This window comes from Actinocorallia herbida (assembly GCF_003751225.1).
In the GTDB taxonomy this organism is placed as follows: Bacteria; Actinomycetota; Actinomycetes; order Streptosporangiales; family Streptosporangiaceae; genus Actinocorallia; species Actinocorallia herbida.
The window spans coordinates 2,841,210-2,861,415 of the sequence record NZ_RJKE01000001.1 but is presented as its reverse complement, the minus strand read 5'-3'; the positions used below and the strand labels follow the sequence as shown (position 1 = coordinate 2,861,415).

Genomic DNA, 20,206 nt, shown 5'->3' with positions numbered 1-20,206 from the left:
GAGGCGGCCTTCCCGAGCACGAGGGCGGAGAGCCCAGCGCGCTAATGCGGGCGACCTTTCCGAACGCGTCGGGGAGCGTGTTCGGGCGGGGGCTGATCGGGCCGAATGGGGCGTTCGCCGTGGTCGAGGAGGAGGTGCGCGGGGAGCGGATGGCGGTGTTCGCCGAGCGGCCGCGGTCGGTGCTCGGGCTGCTCACCGAGGCCGCGGGCGCGTATCCCGAGCGGGAGTACCTCGCCGACGACGAGCGGCGGCTCACCTACCGGGAGGCGCTGTGGGCGGTCTCCGCGCTCGCGCGGATCCTGCGGGACGAGCACGGGGTCGGGCCGGGCGACCGGGTCGCGCTGCACGCCGCCAACGGCATCGAGTGGGTGCTCGGGTTCTGGGCGGTGCTCGCGGCGGGCGGGGTCGTCACCGCGATGAACTCCTACTGGAGCGACCCGGAGACCGCGGCGGCGCTCGATCTCGTCGCACCGCGCGTGGTGCTCGGCGACGCGCGGCGGCTCGCCGCCGTCGAACGGGTCGCGCCGGCCGTCCCGCGGCTCGAGTTCACGCCCGCGCTCTACGCCCGGATCACCTCCGGCCACCACACGCCGCCCCTCGTGCCACCGCCGGACGAGGACGACCCCGCCCTGCTGATCTTCACCAGCGGCACGACGGGCCGCCCCAAGGCCGTCGTGCACGGCCACCGGGGCGTCGCCGGGTTCGTCGCGTGCAACAGGTTCAACGCGCTGCTCCGCGTCGGTGCCCTGCCCTCCGAGCCGCCGCCTCCCGCGCGCGTCCTGGTCTCCCCTCCCCTGTTCCACTTGTCGGCCCTCTACGGGGCCGTCCTGATGTTCACCGCTTCGGGCGGGCTCCTGGTGCTCCGTCCCGGAAGGTTCGATGAGGAACGGACCCTGCGCGCGCTGGCCGACGAGCAGATCACCGTCTGGCTTTCCGTCGGCAGCGCCGCCCCGCGCGTCGCCGCCCACCCCGCGCTGGCCGGGCACGACCTGTCGGCGCTCGCCAGCGTCGTCGTCGGCGGCGCGCCGCTGAGCCCGGCGCTGCGGCGGCTCCTGTGCGCGGCGTTCCCCTCGGCGGCGGCGGGCTTCCGGATGGGCTACACCAGCAGCGAGGGCGGCAGCATCGTCGCGAGCATCGGCGGCCCCGACTTCGCCGCCCGGCCCGAGTCCACCGGCCCGATCCAGGACGGCGTGCAGATCGCCGTCCGCGACGCCGAAGGCAAGGACCTGCCTGAAGGAGCCGAAGGGTTCCTGCACGTACGGAGCCCGTACACGATGCTCGGCTACTGGCACGACCCCGCGGCGACGTCCGAGGCGTTCGGGCCGGGCAGATGGCTCGCCATGGGCGACGTCGGGCGGATCTCCGACGGGTTCCTCTACGTCGACTCCCGGGCCCGGGACCTCATCTTCGTGTCGGCCGAGAACGTCCACCCGTCCGAGGTCGAGTACCGGCTCGAAGAGCACCCGGACGTCGAGGAATGCGCCGTCGCGGGGGTGGACGATCCCGTCACGGGGCAGGCGGTCGCCGCGTTCGTCGTGCTGCGGCCCGGGGCCTCGGCCGGGGAGGAGGCCCTCGCCGCCTGGTGCCGGGCCGCCCTGCCGCCGTACAAGGTGCCGACGTCCTGGCGACTGCAAGGCGAGCCGCTGCCTCGCAACCCCGCAGGGAAGGTGCTGCGGACGGCCCTGGTCGCCTCTTCCGGGGAGGCCCCGTGATCCCCGCGATCGACTGCCTCGTGAACGTCGACTTCGGCGACCGGGCCCAGCCCGACTGGATGGTCCGGGTCAAGGACGACTACTTCAAGGCGGGCGACGAGATGCTCGCCAGCACGTCGGTGAACGCCCTCCTGGAGGAGATGGACGCCCAGGGCGTCACCCGGGCGATCCTCCTTACGGGCCTCGCGGAGCCCTCGCCTCGCGCCCTCTCCTACGTCGACGCCCACCCGGACCGATTCTCCCTCGGCCTAGGCCGCCTCGACCTCCTCCGCCCCATGCCGACCCTCCGGGCCCTCGACTCCTTCCGCCGCTCCCACCCCGTCTCCTACGCCCAGGTGGGGCCCGCGTTCTGGGGGGACGGGCAGTACCCGCCGAGTGACGCCGTCTACTACCCCCTCTACACCAAGTGCTGCGAATGGGACCTGCCCCTCTGCCTCGCCACCGGCCTCCCCGGGCCGCCCATCGCCGGCGAGGCCCAGCACCCGATGCACCTCGACCGCGTCTGCCAGCGCTTCCCCGACCTCAGGCTCTGCATGCACCACGGCGCCGACCCGTGGTGGGACGTCGCCATCCGCCTCATGACCAAGTACCGCAACCTCCACCTCATGACGTCGGCCTGGTCCCCCCGCCGTCTCCCCGCCTCTCTCCTCCACCACATGCGCACCCGAGGCACCGACCGCGTCATCTTCGCCTCCGACTCCCCCGTCCTCTCCGTCACCCGCTGCACCACCGAGGCCCGCGCCCTCGACCTCCCCGAAGACATCCTCTCCGCCTACCTCCACACCAACGCCACGACCTTCTTCGGCCTCACCCCCTGACCCCTTCCAGCACCATCGCGGCCTCCCGCTGCGCGGAGGCGGGAGGCCGGCGCGGCGTCGGACTATGCTCGGAGCACTGGTGATCGGGGTGTTCCTGAGGGGAGTGGCGCGTGCGGCCACCGCTGCTGGCGGAGCTCGTGGCGGACCGGCTGCGGGAGCGGATCCTCTCCGGGGAGCTGCGGGAGGGGGACGTGCTGCCGCCGCAGGAGCAGCTGATGACCGAGCTCGGGGTGAGTTTCGGGGTGCTGCGGGAGGCGCTGCGGCTGCTGGAGCGGGACGGGCTCGTGGAGGTCCGGCGCGGGAACGTCGGCGGGGCCGTCGTACGCTCGCCCACCGTGGACCGGACGGCGCAGGCGATCGGAATGCTCCTCCAGTCGCGGCAGACGACGGCCGCCGACGTCAGTACCACATTGACCAGGCTTGAGCCGATCTGTGCGGGGATGTGCGCGGCGCGGGCGGATCGTGCCGAGACCGTCGTCCCCGCCCTGCGCGCCCTTTTGGACCGGCAGATCGCCGAGATAGACGACCTGGACGCCTACGTCCCCAATGCCCGCCTCTTCCACGAGGCCCTCGTCCGCCTCTGCGGCAGCGACACCATGATCGTCGTCGTCGGCGCGCTGGAGACCCTCTGGTCGGCCCACGAGTCCTCCGTCTGGCACTCCGTCACCGCCTCCGCCCGCCCCACCCCCACCGACCCCGAATCCCACACCGACCCCATGTCCCGCACCGTCCGCCGCGCCGCCATCCGCGCCCACGAGAAACTCCTCACCGCCATCACCGCAGGCGACGAACCCCGAGCCCACGCCCTGGCCGCCGCCCACCTCTCCGCCGCCCGCCACAACACCCTCACCTGGGCCCGGACCACCACGATCCGCGCCGCCGCCATCCCCCACCCCTGACCCAGAAGTCACGCCGACCACCGTTCCGGCTGCCCCTCGGCGGACGCGGGCGGCGCGCGCCGATCTTCCGTGCCGCCATGGAAGCCCTTCGCGACACCGACCAGCGGCTGCGACCGGCCGAGGTCAGGGCTGAGATCGCGCGGCGCGTCCCTCGACGCCGACCGAAACGCTGCCGGGTCCTTTCGAGCAGTTCCTCCAGAACATCGAATACGCCCGGCAGCTCGTCCAGGGCGCCCTGCCCATATCGTCGTTCGAGAAGATCCACCATCACTCCGAGCCGCTCGCCGAGGTGTTCCGCGCATATCTGGAGCGGGAGTTCGCCTTCAAGACCTTCCAGAACCCGGAGAAGATCCAGGAGGGGTTCGCCGTCGTCAGCACCGTCAAGCTGTGGCTGCGGGTGGCGGAGATCCTGACCGAGGGGTACCCCGAGGCACCGGTGACGGCCGACTCGGCGCGCGCTAAGATCCGCGACATCGCCCGGCGCAGGAACAACATCGCGCACACCGCCGACCATGACCCCGGCGCTCCGGCACAGAAGCTGCCCGTCACCGCGCGCGAGGCCGAGGAGACCATCGACTGGCTGGAGTCGATCGCCGACGCGATCCGCAAAGCGCTGGGCGAACCGGCCGCACCGGTCGACTACGACTCCGCGCCGTCCGGAGCCGAGGCCCTCGACGCGATTCCCCGACCGGCCGAAGAGCCGCTGCCGGAGCTCCTCGCGCGGAAATGGGACGAGGACAGCCTCCTGGACGCCATCCACCGGTACTGCTCCGACGACGTCGCCCGCACCCTGCTCGCGGTGTACCGGCACGCCGAACGCCACCCCGCCTTCAGCTTCTACTACTACGGCGCAGGCAAGTACCCGTCCGTCACGGCGTGGTTCTCCCTCGGGTCGGACGAGGCGGCGGTCTGGAGCATCTTCACGGACGTGAACGCCTCGGTCCTCTCGATCAATTTCGACTGGATGCGCAGGCGCGGAGCATCCGACGAGTCCATGGGCCGGCTCGCCGACGACCTGTCCGTCCTCTCCGGCTGGGGCCAGGTACCGAACCGGCTGCGCGCCGACGAATACGCCCGGCGCCCTTCACTTCAGCCGACGGCTCTGGCCCTCCCGACCGCCGCCGACACCATCCTCGACGCCCTCGACGCCTTCCTGGGCCCGGCGCACGAACGAGTGTGAGCACGCCCTCGCGTCCCGGGGCCACCGTCCCGGGACGCGAGCACGACGGCGGGGTCGTCAGCGAGCGCGGCTGCGGGGCCGAAGGGGCGGGTGCACGGGAAGGTTCGGACGGGATGAGGGCTCGGGCGTGGGCGGGTCAGGGGGTGAGGAGGGTGCGGAGGGCGGGGAGGTCGGGCTTGCCGGTGGGGGTGCGGGGGATGTCGGAGCCGGGGGCGAGGATGCGGAGGATGCGGGGGATCTTGAAGGGGCTGAGGATCGCGCGGGCGGCGTCGCGGAGCGCGGGTTCGGTGAGGGGTGCGTGGTGGGCGGGGATGATGGCGGCGGCGAGGACGGGGCGGTCGGGACCGTCCAGGGAGGTGACGTGGGCGGCGTGGACGCCGGGGAGGGAGGTCAGCGCGGATTCGACTTCGGAGGGGTAGACGGTGGCTCCGTTGATCTTGAGCATGTCGTCGAGGCGGCCGTGGTTCCAGAGGCGGCCGGAGCGGTCGAGGTGGCCGAGGTCGCCGGTGCGGTACCAGGCGTCGGGGGTGAAGACGTCCTCGCGGGAGCGGCCGCAGATGCCGCGCATGAGGTGCGGGCCGCGGACCCGGATCTCGCCGTGCTCGCCCTGCGGCACCGGCCTGCCCGTCGACGGGTCGGCGATGCTCACCTCGACCCCGGGGAAGGGCGTGCCGCAACTGCCCCAGGACGCCGAAGGCATGTCCGTGTCCAATGGGTCGCCACAGTACGGGCCGAAGGTCTCGGTCATCCCGAAAAGGTTCGCGCGGGCCCCAGGGGCGGCGCGGAGGCCGGGCGGCAGGAGCGCGGGGAGGCTCGCGGGGCGCAAGGACGACAGATCGGCCTGCGCGGTCGCGGGGTGGGCGGCGAGGCGGGCGGCCTGGTCGGGCCAGCCGCGGAAGAGCGTGGCCCGTTCGCGGGCGAGCAGGGCGAGGGTGTCCTCGGGGGCGGGGGTCGCCTCGGTGAGGAGCGTCGCGCCCGCGGCCAGGGCGGTCAGGAGGCCCCCCGCGAATCCGCCCGTCCAGAAGAACGGCATCGGGATGTACAGCCGGTCGTCCCGCCCTATCCGGCGGACGGGCAGGCTCGCCGCGACGGCCCGGAACGCGTTGCCGTGGGTGTGGATGACGCCCTTGGGGGTGCCGCGCGAGCCCGAGGTGAAGAGGATCGCCAGGTCGTCGGCGGGCCGGACGCGGGCCTCCAGGGCGTCGGCCAGGGGGAAGCGTGCGGCGTCGGCGAGGACCTCGTCGAGGAGCCAGGCGGAGCGCAGCGCGGGCAGGCGAGGGGCCCTGCCGCCCTTCGGCAGCAGTTCCGCGAACTCGTCGGGGTAGGAGCGGCCACGGAAGGAGCCGACGAGCACGAGCCGTTCGACCGCCGCGACCCGGAGCTGCTGTTCGAGCTCGGGGGCGCGCAGCAGCGTGCTCAGCGGGACGAGCACCGCGCCCAGGCGCAGGACGGCGAAGGCGCACACCGCCCAGTCGATGCCGTTGCCCGCGAGGAGGCCGACTCGGGTCCGTCGGCCCACCCCGCGCGCGGCGAGAGCGGAGGCGGCGGCCCGGCTCGCCGCGTCGAGTCCGGCCCAGGTGATCCGGGCGTCGGCGGTGACAAGGGCGTCCCGGTCGGGGCCGAGCGCGACCGCCCCGGCGAGGGCCGCGGGCAGCGTCACGGGCGGGTCAGTCGTCATCGAAGAGCCTCCGCAGCGCGGACAGGTCGGCCTTGCCGCTGGAGCGGAGCGGCACGGCCGAGGCGGGCACCGCGCGGACCGCGCGGGGGATCTTGTAGGCCGAGAGGATCGGGGCGAGTGCGGCGCGCAGCGGCGGGGCCGCGCCCGGCGTCACGAGGACCGCCGCGACGATCTGACCTCGCTCGGGGTCGGGCAGCCCGAGGACATAGGAGGGCAGACCGGTCGCGGTCAGGATCGCGTCCTGGACCTCGGCCGGGGAGACGTTCGCGCCGGACGTCTTGATGACGTCGTCGTCGCGGCCGAGAAAGTACCAGTGGCCGTCGGCGTCGACGCGCACGAGGTCGCCCGTGCGCAGCCATCCGTCGGCGTCGAACGTCGTGTGCCGCTCGCGCCCGTGGTAGCCCCGCATCAGCGCGGGGCCGCGCAGCCACAGCTCACCGGGCTCGCCCGGCGCGGCGTCGCCGCCGTCACGCGCGACGCACCGTGCCGCCAGACCCGGGACGGGCCCGCCGAACGAGCCGCGCTTCTCCTCGGGCAGCTCGTCCTCGTGGTCGGCGGCCAGGACGACGCTGCCGCCCTCGGTCATGCCGAGCAGGCCGGGCCGCAGCCCGGGATCGGCGGGCCGGACCGCCTCGGGCATGATCGGGTACAGGTTGCCGCGCCGGATCGAGGACAGGTCACGTCCGGGGAAGCCCGGGTCGGCGGCCAGGGGCGCGATCGACGACGCGTACCCGTTCACCATCGTGGGGCGTTCGCGCTCGATGACGTCCAGGACGCGCGGGGGGTCGGCCGCACGGGAGCAGACGAGGGTCGCGCCCGCGAGGAGCGTGCCGAGCAGGGTGTAGGCGAAGCCGCCGATCCAGAAGAACGGCGAGTTGGAGAACAGGATCTCGCCGGGACCGTAGGACCGCATCCGGTTGAGGGTCCGCAGGTGGTCGAGCAGCGCGCCGTGCGTGTGCACGACGCCCTTCGGCGCGCTCGTGGATCCCGACGTGTGCACGATGACGAGGTCGTCGGAGGGGGCCACGTCGGCCTCCGCGGCTTCGAGCAGCGCGTCGTCAGCCCCGTCGCGGAGGGGTCCGGCGAGCGTCCAGCCGGGATCGAGCCCTTGCGGGAGGCCGAACGCGTGCTCACCGGCGAAGAACACCCGGCGAAGGGTCGGCGCGGAGGGTGCGAGCAGCGGCGGCGGCGAGTACGGGTCCAGTCCGACGGCCTCGCCTATGCGATCGACGAACGAGACGGCCCTGTACCCCGCGAAGGCGAGCAGGTATTCGGCGTCGGAGCGGTCGAGCAGGTCGCGGAGCTCCCCTGCCATCGACATGGTGCTGAGCGGGACGAGCACCGCGCCGAGCCGGGCCGCGGCGAGCGCGGCGACGGCGAAGCCCTTCCCGTTGGGCATGAGCATCGCGAGATGGGAGCCGCGGCCCGCGCCCGCCGCGAGCAGGGCCTTCGCGAGCCGGGTGGAGTGCGCCAGGGCGTCGGCGTAGGTGAGGCGTTCGTCGTCGCAGACAAGGAAGGCCGCCTCTCCGCGCGCGACGGCCTGGCGGTGCAGGACCGCGCCGAGGGTGCGGGGATCGTCCATCGGGTCACCTCCGGGGGGAAACGGCGGGCAGGGCCGTCCGGTCGCTCGCGACCGCGGTCACGGTCGCCTCGCAGAGCGTCCGGTCGCCGGCGGCGAGCGTGAGCACCGAGGTGACCGTGCCTTCTGCGACGGTCCTGGCGATGGCGAAATCGAGGTCGGCGAGCAGGGGGACGGGCCGCCGGTACCGCAGCTCCATGCCCCGGGTCTTGCCGGTGAGGCCGACCGCGCAGTTGTGGTGCTGGACCACGGAGTCCGCGAAGACCCCGAGGAACCCACCGTGGACGAGACCGGGCGGGCCCTCGTAGCAGACGGGAAAGTTCACCGTCCCCGTCGCGCTCCCCGGCCCGTGCACCTCGATCCGATAGACCGGGAACATCGGGTTGAACCCGCCCACGTCCTGCCCGTGATCCAGGTAGACGCGCCCGTCGCCCTCGACGAGTGCCCCGACCCGTGGCCCGGCCCCCTCCGGCACTCCCCCGGCAAGCCGCTCCCGCGCCCCGCGCAGCAGTTCCGTGACGTCGTCCAGCCCCGGATCCGCCCGCTCCATGCCGAGCACGACCGAACACAGCGCCCGTACCTCCCGCGCGAACCGTTCCTGCTCCGGCAGCGCCCGCTCCCCGAACGTCCACGGCGCCTCCCCCATCACGCCCCCTCCGGAAGTCCGAGAGCGCTAGGCGCGATCGCGCCCCGCCGGACCTGCGACGCGCCCGCGCCGGTCGTCATGTGCATCTAGGGCCCTTTCGGGAGGCCGAGGACGCGCTCGGCGATGACGTTGCGCTGGATCTGGGAGGTGCCCGCGGCGATGGTCGTGTGCAGGGACCACAGGTGGTCGTGGACGAGGCGGGCGGTGTCGTGTCCGGCGACGGGGGCGCCGCCGAGGGCGGGCCGGCCGGCGATCCGGACGTGCAGGTCGGCGATCGCCTGGGCGAGTTCGCTGTACCGGAGCTTCACGAGTGAGCCGTAGGCCGAGGGGACGCCTGTGCGCGCGGTCTCGGCGATCGCGAGCTGGGTCATCCGCCACAGGGCGGTGACCTCGGCGGCCATCACGCCGACGTCGCGGCGCAGTCCCGGGTCGTCCCACGCGACCCCGGCGCGGGTCCTGCGGACCGCGGCGAACGCGGCGAGGGCCCGGAGCGTCCGGCGCAGCTCGACGATGTGGGACGCGAAGGCGGTCCCGCGCTCGAACCGCAGCGTGACGTTGGTGACCCGCCATCCGTCGTTCTCGGCCCCCACGAGGTTCGCGACGGGCACCCTCACCTCGTCGAGGAAGATCTCGCAGAAGTGGTCGTCGTCGTCGATCGTGCGCAGCGGCCGGACCTCGACGCCGGGCGCGCGCATGTCGAGGATGAGCCAGCTGATGCCCGCGTGCTTGGGCTCGCGCGGACCCGTCCGGACGAGGAGTTCGCACAGGTCGGCGACCTGGGCGCGGGTGCTCCAGATCTTCTGCCCGGTGACGATGTAGTGGTCGCCGTCTCGGACCGCGCGGGTGCGCAGGGACGCGAGGTCGGAGCCCGCCCCGGGTTCGGAGAACCCCTGGCACCACACGTCGTCGCCGCGCAGGATGCGCGGCAGGTGGGCGCGCCGCTGCGCGTCGGTGCCTTCGGCGATGAGCGTCGGCCCGGCGTGCCGCGTCCCGACGAACATCGTGCCGGGCGGCGGCGCCCCCGCGAGCGCCTGCTCCTCGAGGAAGACGAGTTCCTCCCCCGGCGGCGCCCCTCGCCCGCCGAACTCCCGCGGCCACCCCATCCCCGCGTATCCGGCGTCGTACAGCCGCCGCTGCCACGCGACGTCGTAAGCCCGCCGCGCGGCCCAGTCGTGCTCCCCTGGCGGCGGCCCCTGCGCGGCGACGGCATCCGCCAGCCACTCCCGTACCTCTCCCCGAAAGCCCTCTTCCTCCTTCGTAGTCAGAAAGGTCATGCCCTACCCCTTTCATCCGTGGTTCCGGCATACCCTGCGCGCGTCATCTCCGCGCCCCCGCACCGCCCAGGTGCTCCGGCGCGTCCCATCCGTGCCGCTTCCCGTTCTCCCCGCCGTCCAGGTCGCATGGCGGGTCCCGTGTCCGTCATTTCCGCTCCTCCGGGCCGGTCAGGAGTGCCCGGGTGGCCGGGAGGTCGACCTTGCGGGACGCGGTGCGGGGCAGCGCCGTGACGAACTCGACGCGGGCGGGCAGTTCGTAGCGGGCCAGGTGGTCCGCCGCGTGGGCGAGCAGCGCGACGGGGTCGGGCGGGTGGCCCGGACGGGTCTCGACGACCGCGACGGGGACCTCGCCGAGCCGCGGATCGGGCACGCCGAGGACCGCGGCGGCGCGAACGGACGGGTGCCGTTCCAGCACGGCGCGGACCTGGTCGGGGTGCACCTTGAAACCGCCCCGGATGATCGCCTGGTCGGCCCGGCCGACGATCCACAGGAACCCGTCCTCGTCGAGCCTGGCGAGATCGGTGGTGCGGACCCAGGCGGCGCCGGGGCCGAACTGGGCGGGCCGGACCTCCAGGAGGCCGGTCTCGCCGGGCGGGAGCACCGTGCCGTCGCCGGCGACGACCCGCAGTCCGCAGCCGGCGTGCGCCCGGCCGACGCTGCCGCGCTTGCGCGCCCCGAACTCCCGATGGTCGGCGAGGTTCCATCCGGCGACGCCGCCGCCGAACTCCGTCGCCGCGTAGGAGGTGAGCACGGGCACGCCGAACCGCGCGGTGAACGCCTCGGCGTCCGCCGGATCGAGCGGCGCCGTGCCCGACATGACCGACTTGAGGGACGCGAGATCCGCGCGGGTGAGGTCGGAGTCCAGCACCATGCGCAGCGCCGCGGGGACGAGGCTCGCCGTTCTGGGCCGGTGCCTGCGCACCGCGGCCGCCCAGCTCGTCACCTCGAACCCGGGCAGCAGCACGAACGAGCGCCCGTCGAGCACGCACTGCACCACCCGGAACAGCCCGCCGAGATGCACCAGCGGCGCGTTGACCACGGCCACCCCCCGCCGCAGCCCCGCCGCCTCGGCCCGGCCCGCCTCGTAGTGCTTCGCCCCCGCCATCGTCCGCAGCAGCAGCTCGGCCCCCAGATCGACCCGCTTGGGCGGCCCCGTCGTGCCACTCGTCAGCATCCGCACCGCGACCCCCGGCCGTGCCTCCCCTACCGGCCCCTCGCCCCTGGTCACCGAAACCCCGCCCACCGTCGTCCAGGGGGAGGGGGAAACCCCGTTTCCCTCAGCCGCCGCGGCGTCCTCCCCGAGGGGAACGCCGCCGGCGGACCCGTCTCCCCCGGCCCGCCCCGAGGCCGGGACGGCACCAGCGGCACCGAGCGCGCCGGAGTCCAGGGTGACGCGGACGGCGCAGTCGACGGCCGGGGCGAACCGGGCGAGGTCGGCGGCGGTGCCGACGATGCCGGTGAGATCCTGCGCGGCCAGGTCGGCGCGGGTGCGCTCGTCGCCGAGCCCGGGGTTGACGGTGACCGCGCAGCCCTCGGCGAGGAGCACGCCGAGCAGGGCGCCCACGTGCTCGGGCGTGTTCCGCAGGATGACGCCGATGGGCGCGCCGGGCTCCGGCACCGCGGCGGCGACGCCCTCGGCGACCGCCGCGACCTCGCCCCAGCTCCACCAGCGTTCCGCGAACTCGATCGCGGGCGCCGCCGGGTCGAGCGCGATGACCTCCCGCAGCCGCGCCGCGAGCCCGCCGTTGCGAACCACCGCCATCACCACTCCTCCCCCACCCCATGCGGGAAACGCGCCGCCGCGGCGCACCGGAACAAGGAACCCCGAAAGGAAACGACGTTCCGCTCTCGGGGCGACACCGCCGAGCCGCCGGAACCAGAAGGAAACGCCGCCACCGATCCGGGTGGACGCGGGGGAACCGCGGGAGAGGCCGTCACCGGATCGTCACCGTGGTGGGGGCGGGCCGGTCCCGGTCGACCTCGCGCATGCCCAGCGGGTTGCCGAGACGGGTGTAGATGAGGTTCTGCTCCATGGCGGCGCGGTAGGGCTTGTCCAGGGATTCCCAGATGGCGCGGACGGTGCCCTGGGTGGCGGCCGACGGCTTGGCGGCGATCGAGCGGGCCAGTTCGTCGGCGCGGGACCAGAGGCGGGCGGCGGGCACGACCTCGGTGACGAGGCCGATGCGCAGGGCCGTAGCGGCGCAGACGCGTTCGTCGTTGCCGCGCAGCGCCATCCGCAGGGTCTCGCCGAGGCCGACACGGCGCATGAGGCCGATCGGCTCGATCGCCGAGACCATGCCGAAGGTGACGTGGGAGTCGAAGAACGTCGCGTCCTCCGAGCAGAGCACGAGGTCGGCCTCGTTGACGAAGTAGAACGCGCCGGCCGTGCAGATCCCCTGCACGGCGCAGACCACGGGTTTCCAGAGTTTCTGCCACTTCGGGCTGAGCAGTTCCCCGGGGTCCTCGTGGTTCCAGACGTCGTCCGGCTGGCCGTACGGCTCCCGGACGTCGAGGCCCGCGCTGAAGGCCCGGTCGCCCGCCGCGCGCAGCACGACCGCGTTGATCGACGCGTCATCCTTGATCCGGCGCCACGCGTCGGCGACCTCGTGGCACATCACCCGGTTGAAGGCATTGAGGCGCTCGGGCCGGTTGAGGGTCAGGGTCGCGACGCGGCTCTCCGCGTCGAGATCCAGAAGAATCGTGGCGTACTCGGCATCGCGGGCGGTCACCGGCACTGCCACTTCGGCTCCCTCTTCTCCACGAACGCGGCGGGGCCCTCCTGCGCGTCCTCGGTCCGGGTGACGCGCTCGCGGTAGGCCTCGGCGAGCAGTTCCGCCTCGTACAAGGGAAGGCCGAGCCCCTTGCGGACGGCCATGCGGGTGCCGCGCACGGCGAGCGGCGCGTTCCGGTTGACGGTCGCGGCGATCTCCTGCGCCCGCTCCAGCAGCCGGTCGGCCGGGACGAGTTCGCTGACCAGCCCGAGATCGTAAGCGCGCTGGGCGCCGAGCCGCTCATGCCGTCCCATCAGCGCCATCCGCAGCGCGACGGCGGGCGGGAGAACGCGCGCGAGCCGCACCGATTCACGCGCCGACACCAGCCCGATGGACACGTGGGGATCCAGGAACTCGGCGGTCTCGGCCGCGATGACGATGTCGGCGGTCGTGACGAGGTCGAGCCCGGCCCCGCAGCACAGCCCGTTGATCGCGGCTATGACGGGTTTCGTCATGGTTCGGAACGGCGGGGTGGCCTCCTGCGGGGCGTCCCACTGCTCGTGGGTCGACAGGTACGGCTCCTCGTAGACGACCTTGCCGCTCCCGGGGATCTCGCTCACATCCGCCCCTGAGGTGAACGCCCGTCCGGTTCCGGTGACGACGACCGTCCAGACCGCCGGGTCGGCTTCGGCGGCGGCGTAGGCGTCCTTCAGCTCGCGGGCCATGAGCGGGCTGATCGCGTTGAGCACCTCCGGACGGTTGAGGGTGAGGGTCGCGACACGGTCCGCGACGGCGTAGGTGATCGTCTCGTAAGGGCTCATGGTCTCCTCGTCAGCGGGTGGCGCGGGCGGGTCATCTGCCGGTGAAGTCGGGCGGGCGGCGCTCCCGGAACGCCGCGAGGGCCTCCCGGAAGTCGGCGGTCCTGGAGGCGAGTTCGAGGCCGAACGACTCGTCCACCATCGCGCGGGCGAGCGGGGCTTCGGCCGATCTGAGGATCAGTTGCTTGGTCAGGCCCAGCGTGACCGTCGGGCCGTCGGCGAGGGTCCGCACGAGATCGCGCGCGTAGGCGTCGAGTTCCGGTTCCGGCACGGCCTCGTGGACCAGGCCCCACGCGGCGGCCTTCGCGCCGCTCACCTTCTCGCCGAGCAGCAGCATCCGGCGGGCCCGCGCGACGCCCACGAGACGGGGCAGCAGCCAGGACGCCCCCGTGTCCGGCGTGAAGCCGCGCCGCACGAACGGCTCCCAGAACACCGCGTCCTCGGCGGCGACGGCGAAGTCCGCGGCGAGCGCGAGCTGGCAGCCCAGCCCCGCCGCGAAGCCCCGCACCGTGGCGACGACCGGGACCTGGACGCCCAGCACCAGCTCGATCAACCGATGGCTCTGCAACGGCAGCCGACGGACGAGGCTCGCCGGCCGGGGCCGCCTCCCGTCCGCGTTCGACGCCACCCAGTCCGACCCGGCACAGAAGTCGGGCCCCTCGGCGGTGAGGTGGATCGCCCGCAGGTCGTCGTCCAACGCGGCGGCCTCGAAGACCGCGATCAGCGCCGCGGTCGCCGCCTGATCGAGCGCGTTCCGCTTCTCCGGCCGGGCCAGCGTCACCGTCAGCACGCCGTCGGCCGCCTCGTGCCGCACCGCCCCGCTCACGCGGCCTCCCCGCCGACCGGGCCGAGCCCGTTCCTGCCCGGCGCCCCATCGGACACCGCACGCCGCGTCTCGCCGCGCGCCCGGCTCCGAGCCTCGGCCGGCGCGAACCGATCGAGCGCGTCCGGCTTTTCGGGGCGGGGTCCTGCCGTGCCGTTCATGCGACCTCCGTCGTGGGCTCGGCGAGGAGGTCGTCGGCCAGGTCGAGGGCGTGCTGTTCAGGGTGGCCGAAGGTGGAGGTGAGGGTCCAGGCCCGTTTGAGCAGGAGGTGCGGTTCGGTCTCCCAGGTGAAGCCCATGCCGCCGAGGACCTGGACGGCGGTGCGGGAGTTGGCCTCCGCGGCGCGGGCGGCGAGGAGGTGGGCGGCCGGGAGGTCGGGGGACGTCCCGGTCTCGGCGGCGGCGTAGAGCGCGGCGCGGGCGAGCGCGGTCCTGACGTGCGCGTCGGCGAGCAGGTGCTTGACCGCCTGGAAGGAGCCGATGGGACGGCCGAACTGCTCGCGCTGCCGCGCGTACTCGACGGCCACCGTCACGGCCCGGTCGGCGAGCCCGAGCAGGAAGGCCGCGGACAGCAGGGTGCCGACGTCGCGGAGCTCTCCGGCGAGCTCCGCGCCCCCGAGTCGTTCGTCCGGCGGTCGAGGGGGCCGGACCGCAGGGCCGTCGCCGTCGCGCGGGTGGACCTGGACGAGGTCCTCGGCCGCGCGGGGATCGCGCGGGGGCCCGGTGTGGAGGCGCGACATGGGCGTGGCCGGGTCCAGGGGGCGCGGGAGTTCTTCGTGGCGGAGGGCGGTGCGGGGCACGAGGGTGACGCCCTCGGCGTCGAGGACGAGGAGCAGGTCGGCGGCGGGGAGGTGTTCGACGAGAACGGGGTCGCCCTCGGGGACGGCGGTCAGGTCCACGCCGGTGACGATCGTCGTGCCGTCGGCGAGGTCGGGGCGGGCGAGGGCGGCGAGCTGGGTCCAGACCAGCGGGCCCGGGGCCAGGGCGCCGCCCAGGTCCTCGAAGGCGCGGACGGACGCGGTGAGGCCGAGGCCCAGGCCGTCGCGAGAGGCGGGGACGGGGAGGGCGAACAGGCCGAGTCCGGCGAGGTCCCGCCACAGGGGGCGCGAATCGGCCGACGCTCGGTCATACCGCGCGAGGAGGTCGCGCAGCGCGGTCCGGATCTCGGCGTGGTGCTCGTCCTGCGGCAGCGCCATCCTTGAACGCCTTTCTTAGGTAAGATTAGCAATATAGACATCCCTCAGCTCTGGAGTAAACGGGTGGATCTCGGACTCGGCGGCGCTGCGGCGGTCGTCACCGGTGGGACCAAGGGCATGGGCCGCGCCGTCGCGGAGGTCCTCGCCGCCGAAGGCGCGCGGGTCGCGGTCATGGCGCGCGGCCGCGCGGCACTGGACGAGACGGTCGACGCACTGCGCGGCAAGGGGGCGCCGGAAGCGGTCGGCCTCGTCGCGGACTTCGCCGATCCCGAGTCCGTCACCGCGGCGTTCGCCGACATAGGCCGCAGATGGGGCGCGCTCAACGTGCTCGTGCACACGATCGGCCCCGGCTCCGGCACCTTCGACGCCCTCGACGACGCGGGCTGGGCCGACGCGTTCGACCGAGGCACGATGTCCGCGGTCCGGGCCGTACGGGAGGCGCTGCCGCTGCTGCGCGCCGCGGAATGGGGAAGGATCTGCACGTTCGGCGCGATGTCGGTCCGCCGGCCGAACGCCAGGACCGTCGCCTATTCCGCCTCTAAGGCCGCGCTCGCGAGCGTCACGAAGAATCTGGCGAAAAGCCTCGGGCCCGAAGGCATCCTCGTCAACTGCGTCTGCCCGGGCACGATCGTCACGGCGAGCTTCACCGAGACCCTCCGGCCGATCCTGGCCGCGGACGGCCTCGACGCCGCCGACCCCGCGCACGTCATGACCTGGATCGGCCGCGCCTTCCACGAGTCCGCCGCCCTCGGCCGCGCCGGCCTCCCGGAGGAGGTCGCCTCCCTCACCGCCTACCTCGTCTCCCGCCGCAACGGCTACACCACCGGCGCCCTCGTCAACGTCGACGGCGGCTCCGACTTCTGACCGTCCGGGCCCGACGCCCGACGCCGCCGGGAGACCCGCGCCCTCTTCGCCCACGGCCGCGGAACGGACGCCGGTCTCTGGACGCGAGGGCGTCCGAGGGTGACCATGGCGGGATGACTCCCGAGTTCCATCTGTATCTCCCGCAACTGCGGCTGCCGGTCGAGGACGTCGTCGCGCGGGCGCGGGCCGCCGAGGACGCGGGATTCACCGGCATCGCGTTCATGGACCACCTCGTGCCGCCCCTCGCGGACGGGCACGACATGTGGGAGGCGATGACGCTGGCGGCGTGGGTGCTGGCGCGCACGACGACCCTCACAGCGGGGCATCTCGTCCTCTGCGATGCCTTCCGGCACCCGGCCGTGCTCGCGCGGGAGACCGTGACGCTCGACCACGCGTCCGGCGGAAGGTTCGAACTCGGCCTCGGGTGGGGTTCGGTGCCCGCCGAACTCGAGACGTTCGGCATCGGGTCGACCTCCGCGCGGCAGCGGCTGACCCGGCTCGCCGAATCCCTGACGATCCTGCGCGCCCTCTGGGCGGGCGAGACCGTCGACCACTACGGCGAGCACTTCACCCTGGTCGGGGCCCGGCAGCGGCCACTGCCCACCCGTTCGATCCCGTTGACGATCGGCGGCACCGGCCCCCGCACCCTCGACCTGGTCCGCGCGCACGCCGACTGGTGGAACATCCCCGTCCAGCACCTCGACCGGCTGCCCGCGCTCCGCGATCTCCGCGGCCCGGCCCGGATCTCGGTCCAGACCATGACCGCCCTGGTCCCCGCCGAGCGCGACCGCGCCGAGATCGCCGCGACCGCCCGCCGCCGCTTCGGCGGCACCCCCATGGGCGACGGCCTGCTCCTCGGCACCGCCCCCGAACTCGCCGACCGCTTCCTCGCCCTGCACGCCGAGGGCGTCGACCGCTTCTACCTCTGGTTCACCGACTTCGCCCCGCCCGCCACCCTCGCCCGCTGCGCCGAACTCATCGACACCGTGACCTCCGCCACTCGCTGACGCCCCCGCCCTCCGTCGCACAGACCCCGGATTCGTGTCATGGGCCGGAGCGCGGTAGACAAAAGGTGCACATCAGCCCGAGAGGGCTCAACAGCACCAGTAGATCATCGGAACGGACCAGGTGGGCGAGATCATGGCGGCGGAACTCACGGGACATCCCGTCGTGGAGGCCCTCGCGGCGCGGAAGCGCACCGGGAGCAAACCCGGACAGCGGAGCGACAAGATGCGGATCGCCCTGGCCGTCGAGGGGGGCGGCATGCGCGGGACGATCTCTGCGGGCATGGCCCTCGCCCTCGCCGAGGCCGGGCTGACCGACGCGTTCGACGCGGTCTACGGTGCCTCCGCCGGGGCGATCACCGGCGCGTGGCTGCTCAGCGGCACCCCCGAGCAGCTGAGGGGCTGGGCCGAACCCGAGTACGCCAACGCCATGATCCGGTTCGCGAACCCGTGGCGGGGCAGGCCGATCGTCGACGTCCACGATCTCGTCGAACGCCTGTACGTCGAGGTCGCGAACATGGACTTCACCGCGATCCTCTCCCACCCCGTCACCTACCACCCCCTCGCGACGGACGTCCGCACCGGCCTGGCGACGGACCTCCACCCCTTCCTGCACTGCCCCGCGGACCTCCGCCTCGCCCTCCGGGCCAGCGCCGCCCTCCCCCTCCTGGCGGGACCTCCCGTCGCCCTCGGCGGCCGCCTCTTCTACGACGCGGGCCTCGCCGAATCCATCCCGTACCGGACCGCCCTGGCCCAGGACGCCACCCACGTCCTCGTCCTCCGCTCCCGCCCGGCGGGCCCCGCCCCCCGCCCTCGCGCCAACCCCTCCTTGGGCGACCGCTTCATCGCCGCCACGGCCCTCCGCCATTCCCCCGAACTCCGCACCGCCTACTACGCCCGTCCCACCCGCCTCGCCGAAGACGACCGCGTCCTCGCCGAACACGACGTGGCCACCCTCACCTCCCCCCACCCCGCGGTCCTCTCCGTCCGCCCCGCCCCCGACGCCCCCACCGTGGGCCGCCTCACCCGCGACGGCCGCCTCCTCAACGCCGCCATGGACGCCGGCCACACCGCCACCCGGCCCCTCCTCGCCCTCCTCACCTGACGGCCCACCCGCGCGAACCTGGAACCCGCCCCTGAACCCGCGGTTCAGCGCCTGTGATCCCCGCGCGGGTTTCCCGTGGGCGGGTCAGTCGGTGCTGCGGAAGACGATCTTGCCCTTGGTGTTGGCGGCGAGGTAGTTGCCGCCGTAGTCGTCGGCGAGATAGACGCGGATGGTGGGCTTGTCGTCGTTGAAGGTCCAGGCGCCGTCGATGATGAGGTAGCGCGCTGTGGGATCGGGGATCTTGAGGTCCTTCTCGGCGGTCTTCAGAAGGCGGGGAAGCTCGTCCCACGCGAAGACGTCGAAGTCCACGATGCCGTCGGGCCCGCCGCCGGCGCCCGTCTTGGTCACCGTGCCGTTCCGGTACATGTAGGTGTCGGTGGCGTCGCGGCCGTTGACGGGGACCCCCACGATCGCGTAGGTGGGGTACACGGTCATGGTGGCGAACTTCTTCTCGCCGGTGTACCTCTTGAACGCCGCGATCACCTTGCGCATCCCGGCCGGGGTCAGGAACGATCCCGTCTGCGCCCCCTCGCCGGTCGAGCCCTCCGACTCCGACGCGTCGTCGGAGCCCGGGAGACTGATCTCGGGGAGGTTCACGGTGGGGCCGTCCGTGGTCCCGTTGAGGACCGGCAGCAGCGAGTTGGCCGCGACCGCGAGACCGCCCAGGCCGACGCAGAGGGCCACCGCGGTCGAGACGAGGTTCGTGAGGCTGCGCCGGGGACGCCGCGCGCGCCGCGGCTCGGGCGAAGACAGGACGGTCGGGGCGGGCTGGCCGCCCGGCCCGTAGGGGCTCCCCTGGGGGTGGCCGCCGGGCATGGTCTGCGGATGCGCCGAGTACGGGTACTGCGCGGCGCCCGGAGGCGGCGCGTGGAGGTTGCCGGCGAAAGTGCCCGCGCCCGGGTAGGGCTGCGGCGTCACCGGCGGCATGCCCCCGGGCGGCGGGCTCTGGAAGTGGCCGGGCGTTCCCGGGTCGCCTCCGGTGTACTGCGCGGGCGGGGGCGTCAGGGGCCCTGCGGCCGAGTCCGCGGCGCGCGCGAGAAGCCCGTCGAGCTGTTCCGCGTTGGGGCGGAACGCCGGGTCCGCGACGAGCAGGGCGCCGATGACGTCGGTGAGCGCGCCGGCCCGCTGCGGCCGGGGGATCTGCGCGGTCATGACCGCCGCGAGCGTCGCCGCAAGGGTCGCCCGCCGTACCGGGTTCTGCCCTTCGACCGCGACGTACAGCAGCATCCCGAGCGACCACAGGTCCGACGACGGGTCTCCCTCGTGCCCGTGGAGGCGTTCCGGCGCGATGTACTCGGGCGAGCCGACGAGCCCGCCCGTCGCCGTCACCCGGGACGCCTCGTCGAGGACGGCGATGCCGAAGTCCGTCAGGACGGGGCTGCCGTCCTCGCGCATCAGTACGTTCGCGGGTTTGATGTCGCGGTGGCAGATCCCGGCGGCGTGCGAGGCGCGCAGCGCGGCGAGGATGCCGCGGCCCGTCCTCGCCGCCTCGGCGGGCTCCATCGTGCCGCGCGAGAGCCTGTCCTGGAGGGATTCGCCCCGGACGAGCTCCATGACGAGCCAGGGGAACGGCATGCCCGGCGCGTCCACGATGTGGTGGATCGTCACGACGTTCGGGTGGTCGATCCGGGCGAGCGCCCGCGCCTCGCGCAGCACCCGCTCCCGGTACATGGCCGCGAGCGCGGGCTCGTCGGGCACTTCCTCGCCGCCCCCGGGACGCACCTCCTTGAGCGCGACCTCACGCTGCAGGGTCAGGTCCAGCGCGCGCCAGACCGTCCCCATTCCGCCGCTGCCCAGCCGTCCCACAAGCTCGAAACGCCCGTCGACCACGTTCTGCCCAGATGTCACGCGCACAGCCTAGGGCCCAGGCGATCGCGCACCCCTCCCATCGCCTACATAT

The 20,206-nt window shown here is 73.8% G+C and carries 17 protein-coding genes; 7 read left to right on the top strand and 10 right to left on the bottom strand.

The features are described 5' to 3' along the window. Positions 1–77 precede the first annotated feature (77 nt). From EDD29_RS13350 to EDD29_RS13335, 4 genes are all read left to right on the top strand, one after another. Positions 78–1,712, top strand: a complete 1,635-nt coding sequence (locus tag EDD29_RS13350; RefSeq protein WP_170201388.1) for a class I adenylate-forming enzyme family protein — start codon at positions 78–80, stop codon at positions 1,710–1,712. After that, positions 1,709–2,530, top strand: coding sequence for an amidohydrolase family protein (locus tag EDD29_RS13345; protein WP_211359699.1), 822 nt, complete (start codon positions 1,709–1,711; stop codon positions 2,528–2,530). Before EDD29_RS13350 ends, EDD29_RS13345 begins: the two co-directional genes overlap by 4 nt. Before the next feature lie 110 nt (positions 2,531–2,640). Next, positions 2,641–3,429: a FadR/GntR family transcriptional regulator gene (locus EDD29_RS13340; RefSeq protein ID WP_211359698.1), complete on the top strand. Its 789-nt coding sequence runs from the start codon at positions 2,641–2,643 to the stop codon at positions 3,427–3,429. A 289-nt stretch (positions 3,430–3,718) separates the two neighbouring features. Continuing rightward, positions 3,719–4,609 (top strand): hypothetical protein, encoded by an 891-nt coding sequence (locus tag EDD29_RS13335; RefSeq protein ID WP_123664707.1) that lies wholly within the window; start codon positions 3,719–3,721, stop codon positions 4,607–4,609. Between the two features lie 136 nt (positions 4,610–4,745). Here the strand turns inward: EDD29_RS13335 and EDD29_RS13330 are convergent, their stop codons facing one another. The 9 genes from EDD29_RS13330 to EDD29_RS13290 all read right to left on the bottom strand — a co-directional run bounded on the left by EDD29_RS13330 (position 4,746) and on the right by EDD29_RS13290 (position 15,333). Continuing rightward, a complete protein-coding gene (locus tag EDD29_RS13330; RefSeq protein ID WP_123664706.1) occupies positions 4,746–6,287 on the bottom strand; it encodes a class I adenylate-forming enzyme family protein in 1,542 nt (513 codons plus the stop codon). Then, positions 6,277–7,869 carry a class I adenylate-forming enzyme family protein gene (locus EDD29_RS13325; protein WP_123664705.1) on the bottom strand — a complete coding sequence of 531 codons (1,593 nt, stop codon included), beginning with the start codon at positions 7,867–7,869 and terminating at the stop codon, positions 6,277–6,279. Before EDD29_RS13325 ends, EDD29_RS13330 begins: the two co-directional genes overlap by 11 nt. Before the next feature lie 4 nt (positions 7,870–7,873). After that, positions 7,874–8,512, bottom strand: a complete 639-nt coding sequence (locus EDD29_RS13320; RefSeq protein ID WP_123664704.1) for a PaaI family thioesterase — start codon at positions 8,510–8,512, stop codon at positions 7,874–7,876. 86 nt (positions 8,513–8,598) lie between these two features. After that, positions 8,599–9,786: an acyl-CoA dehydrogenase family protein gene (locus EDD29_RS13315; RefSeq protein ID WP_123664703.1), complete on the bottom strand. Its 1,188-nt coding sequence runs from the start codon at positions 9,784–9,786 to the stop codon at positions 8,599–8,601. A 145-nt stretch (positions 9,787–9,931) separates the two neighbouring features. Next, positions 9,932–11,548: a class I adenylate-forming enzyme family protein gene (locus EDD29_RS13310; protein WP_123664702.1), complete on the bottom strand. Its 1,617-nt coding sequence runs from the start codon at positions 11,546–11,548 to the stop codon at positions 9,932–9,934. Positions 11,549–11,720: 172 nt separating this feature from the next. Continuing rightward, entirely contained in the window at positions 11,721–12,527 is an 807-nt protein-coding gene (locus EDD29_RS13305) for an enoyl-CoA hydratase/isomerase family protein (protein ID WP_211359697.1), read from the bottom strand. After that, entirely contained in the window at positions 12,512–13,318 is an 807-nt protein-coding gene (locus EDD29_RS13300; RefSeq protein ID WP_123664701.1) for an enoyl-CoA hydratase/isomerase family protein, read from the bottom strand. The genes EDD29_RS13305 and EDD29_RS13300 overlap by 16 nt, the downstream gene beginning before the upstream one ends. A gap of 31 nt (positions 13,319–13,349) precedes the next feature. Continuing rightward, the gene (locus EDD29_RS13295) at positions 13,350–14,141 is read right to left on the bottom strand and encodes an enoyl-CoA hydratase/isomerase family protein (RefSeq protein WP_123664700.1); all 792 of its coding nucleotides are present in this window, start codon (positions 14,139–14,141) and stop codon (positions 13,350–13,352) included. Between the two features lie 154 nt (positions 14,142–14,295). Then, the gene (locus EDD29_RS13290; RefSeq protein WP_123664699.1) at positions 14,296–15,333 is read right to left on the bottom strand and encodes an acyl-CoA dehydrogenase family protein; all 1,038 of its coding nucleotides are present in this window, start codon (positions 15,331–15,333) and stop codon (positions 14,296–14,298) included. A gap of 63 nt (positions 15,334–15,396) precedes the next feature. Between EDD29_RS13290 and EDD29_RS13285 the strand changes: the two genes are divergently transcribed. From EDD29_RS13285 to EDD29_RS13275, 3 genes are all read left to right on the top strand, one after another. After that, positions 15,397–16,197, top strand: a complete 801-nt coding sequence (locus tag EDD29_RS13285) for an SDR family NAD(P)-dependent oxidoreductase (RefSeq protein ID WP_123664698.1) — start codon at positions 15,397–15,399, stop codon at positions 16,195–16,197. 113 nt (positions 16,198–16,310) lie between these two features. Further along, entirely contained in the window at positions 16,311–17,204 is an 894-nt protein-coding gene (locus EDD29_RS13280) for an LLM class flavin-dependent oxidoreductase (protein WP_123664697.1), read from the top strand. A gap of 133 nt (positions 17,205–17,337) precedes the next feature. Continuing rightward, positions 17,338–18,306: a patatin-like phospholipase family protein gene (locus EDD29_RS13275; RefSeq protein WP_123670452.1), complete on the top strand. Its 969-nt coding sequence runs from the start codon at positions 17,338–17,340 to the stop codon at positions 18,304–18,306. An 84-nt stretch (positions 18,307–18,390) separates the two neighbouring features. On the opposite strand, the gene EDD29_RS13270 is transcribed toward EDD29_RS13275, so the two are convergent. Further along, the gene (locus EDD29_RS13270) at positions 18,391–20,154 is read right to left on the bottom strand and encodes a serine/threonine-protein kinase (protein WP_211359696.1); all 1,764 of its coding nucleotides are present in this window, start codon (positions 20,152–20,154) and stop codon (positions 18,391–18,393) included. Positions 20,155–20,206: the final 52 nt, after the last annotated feature.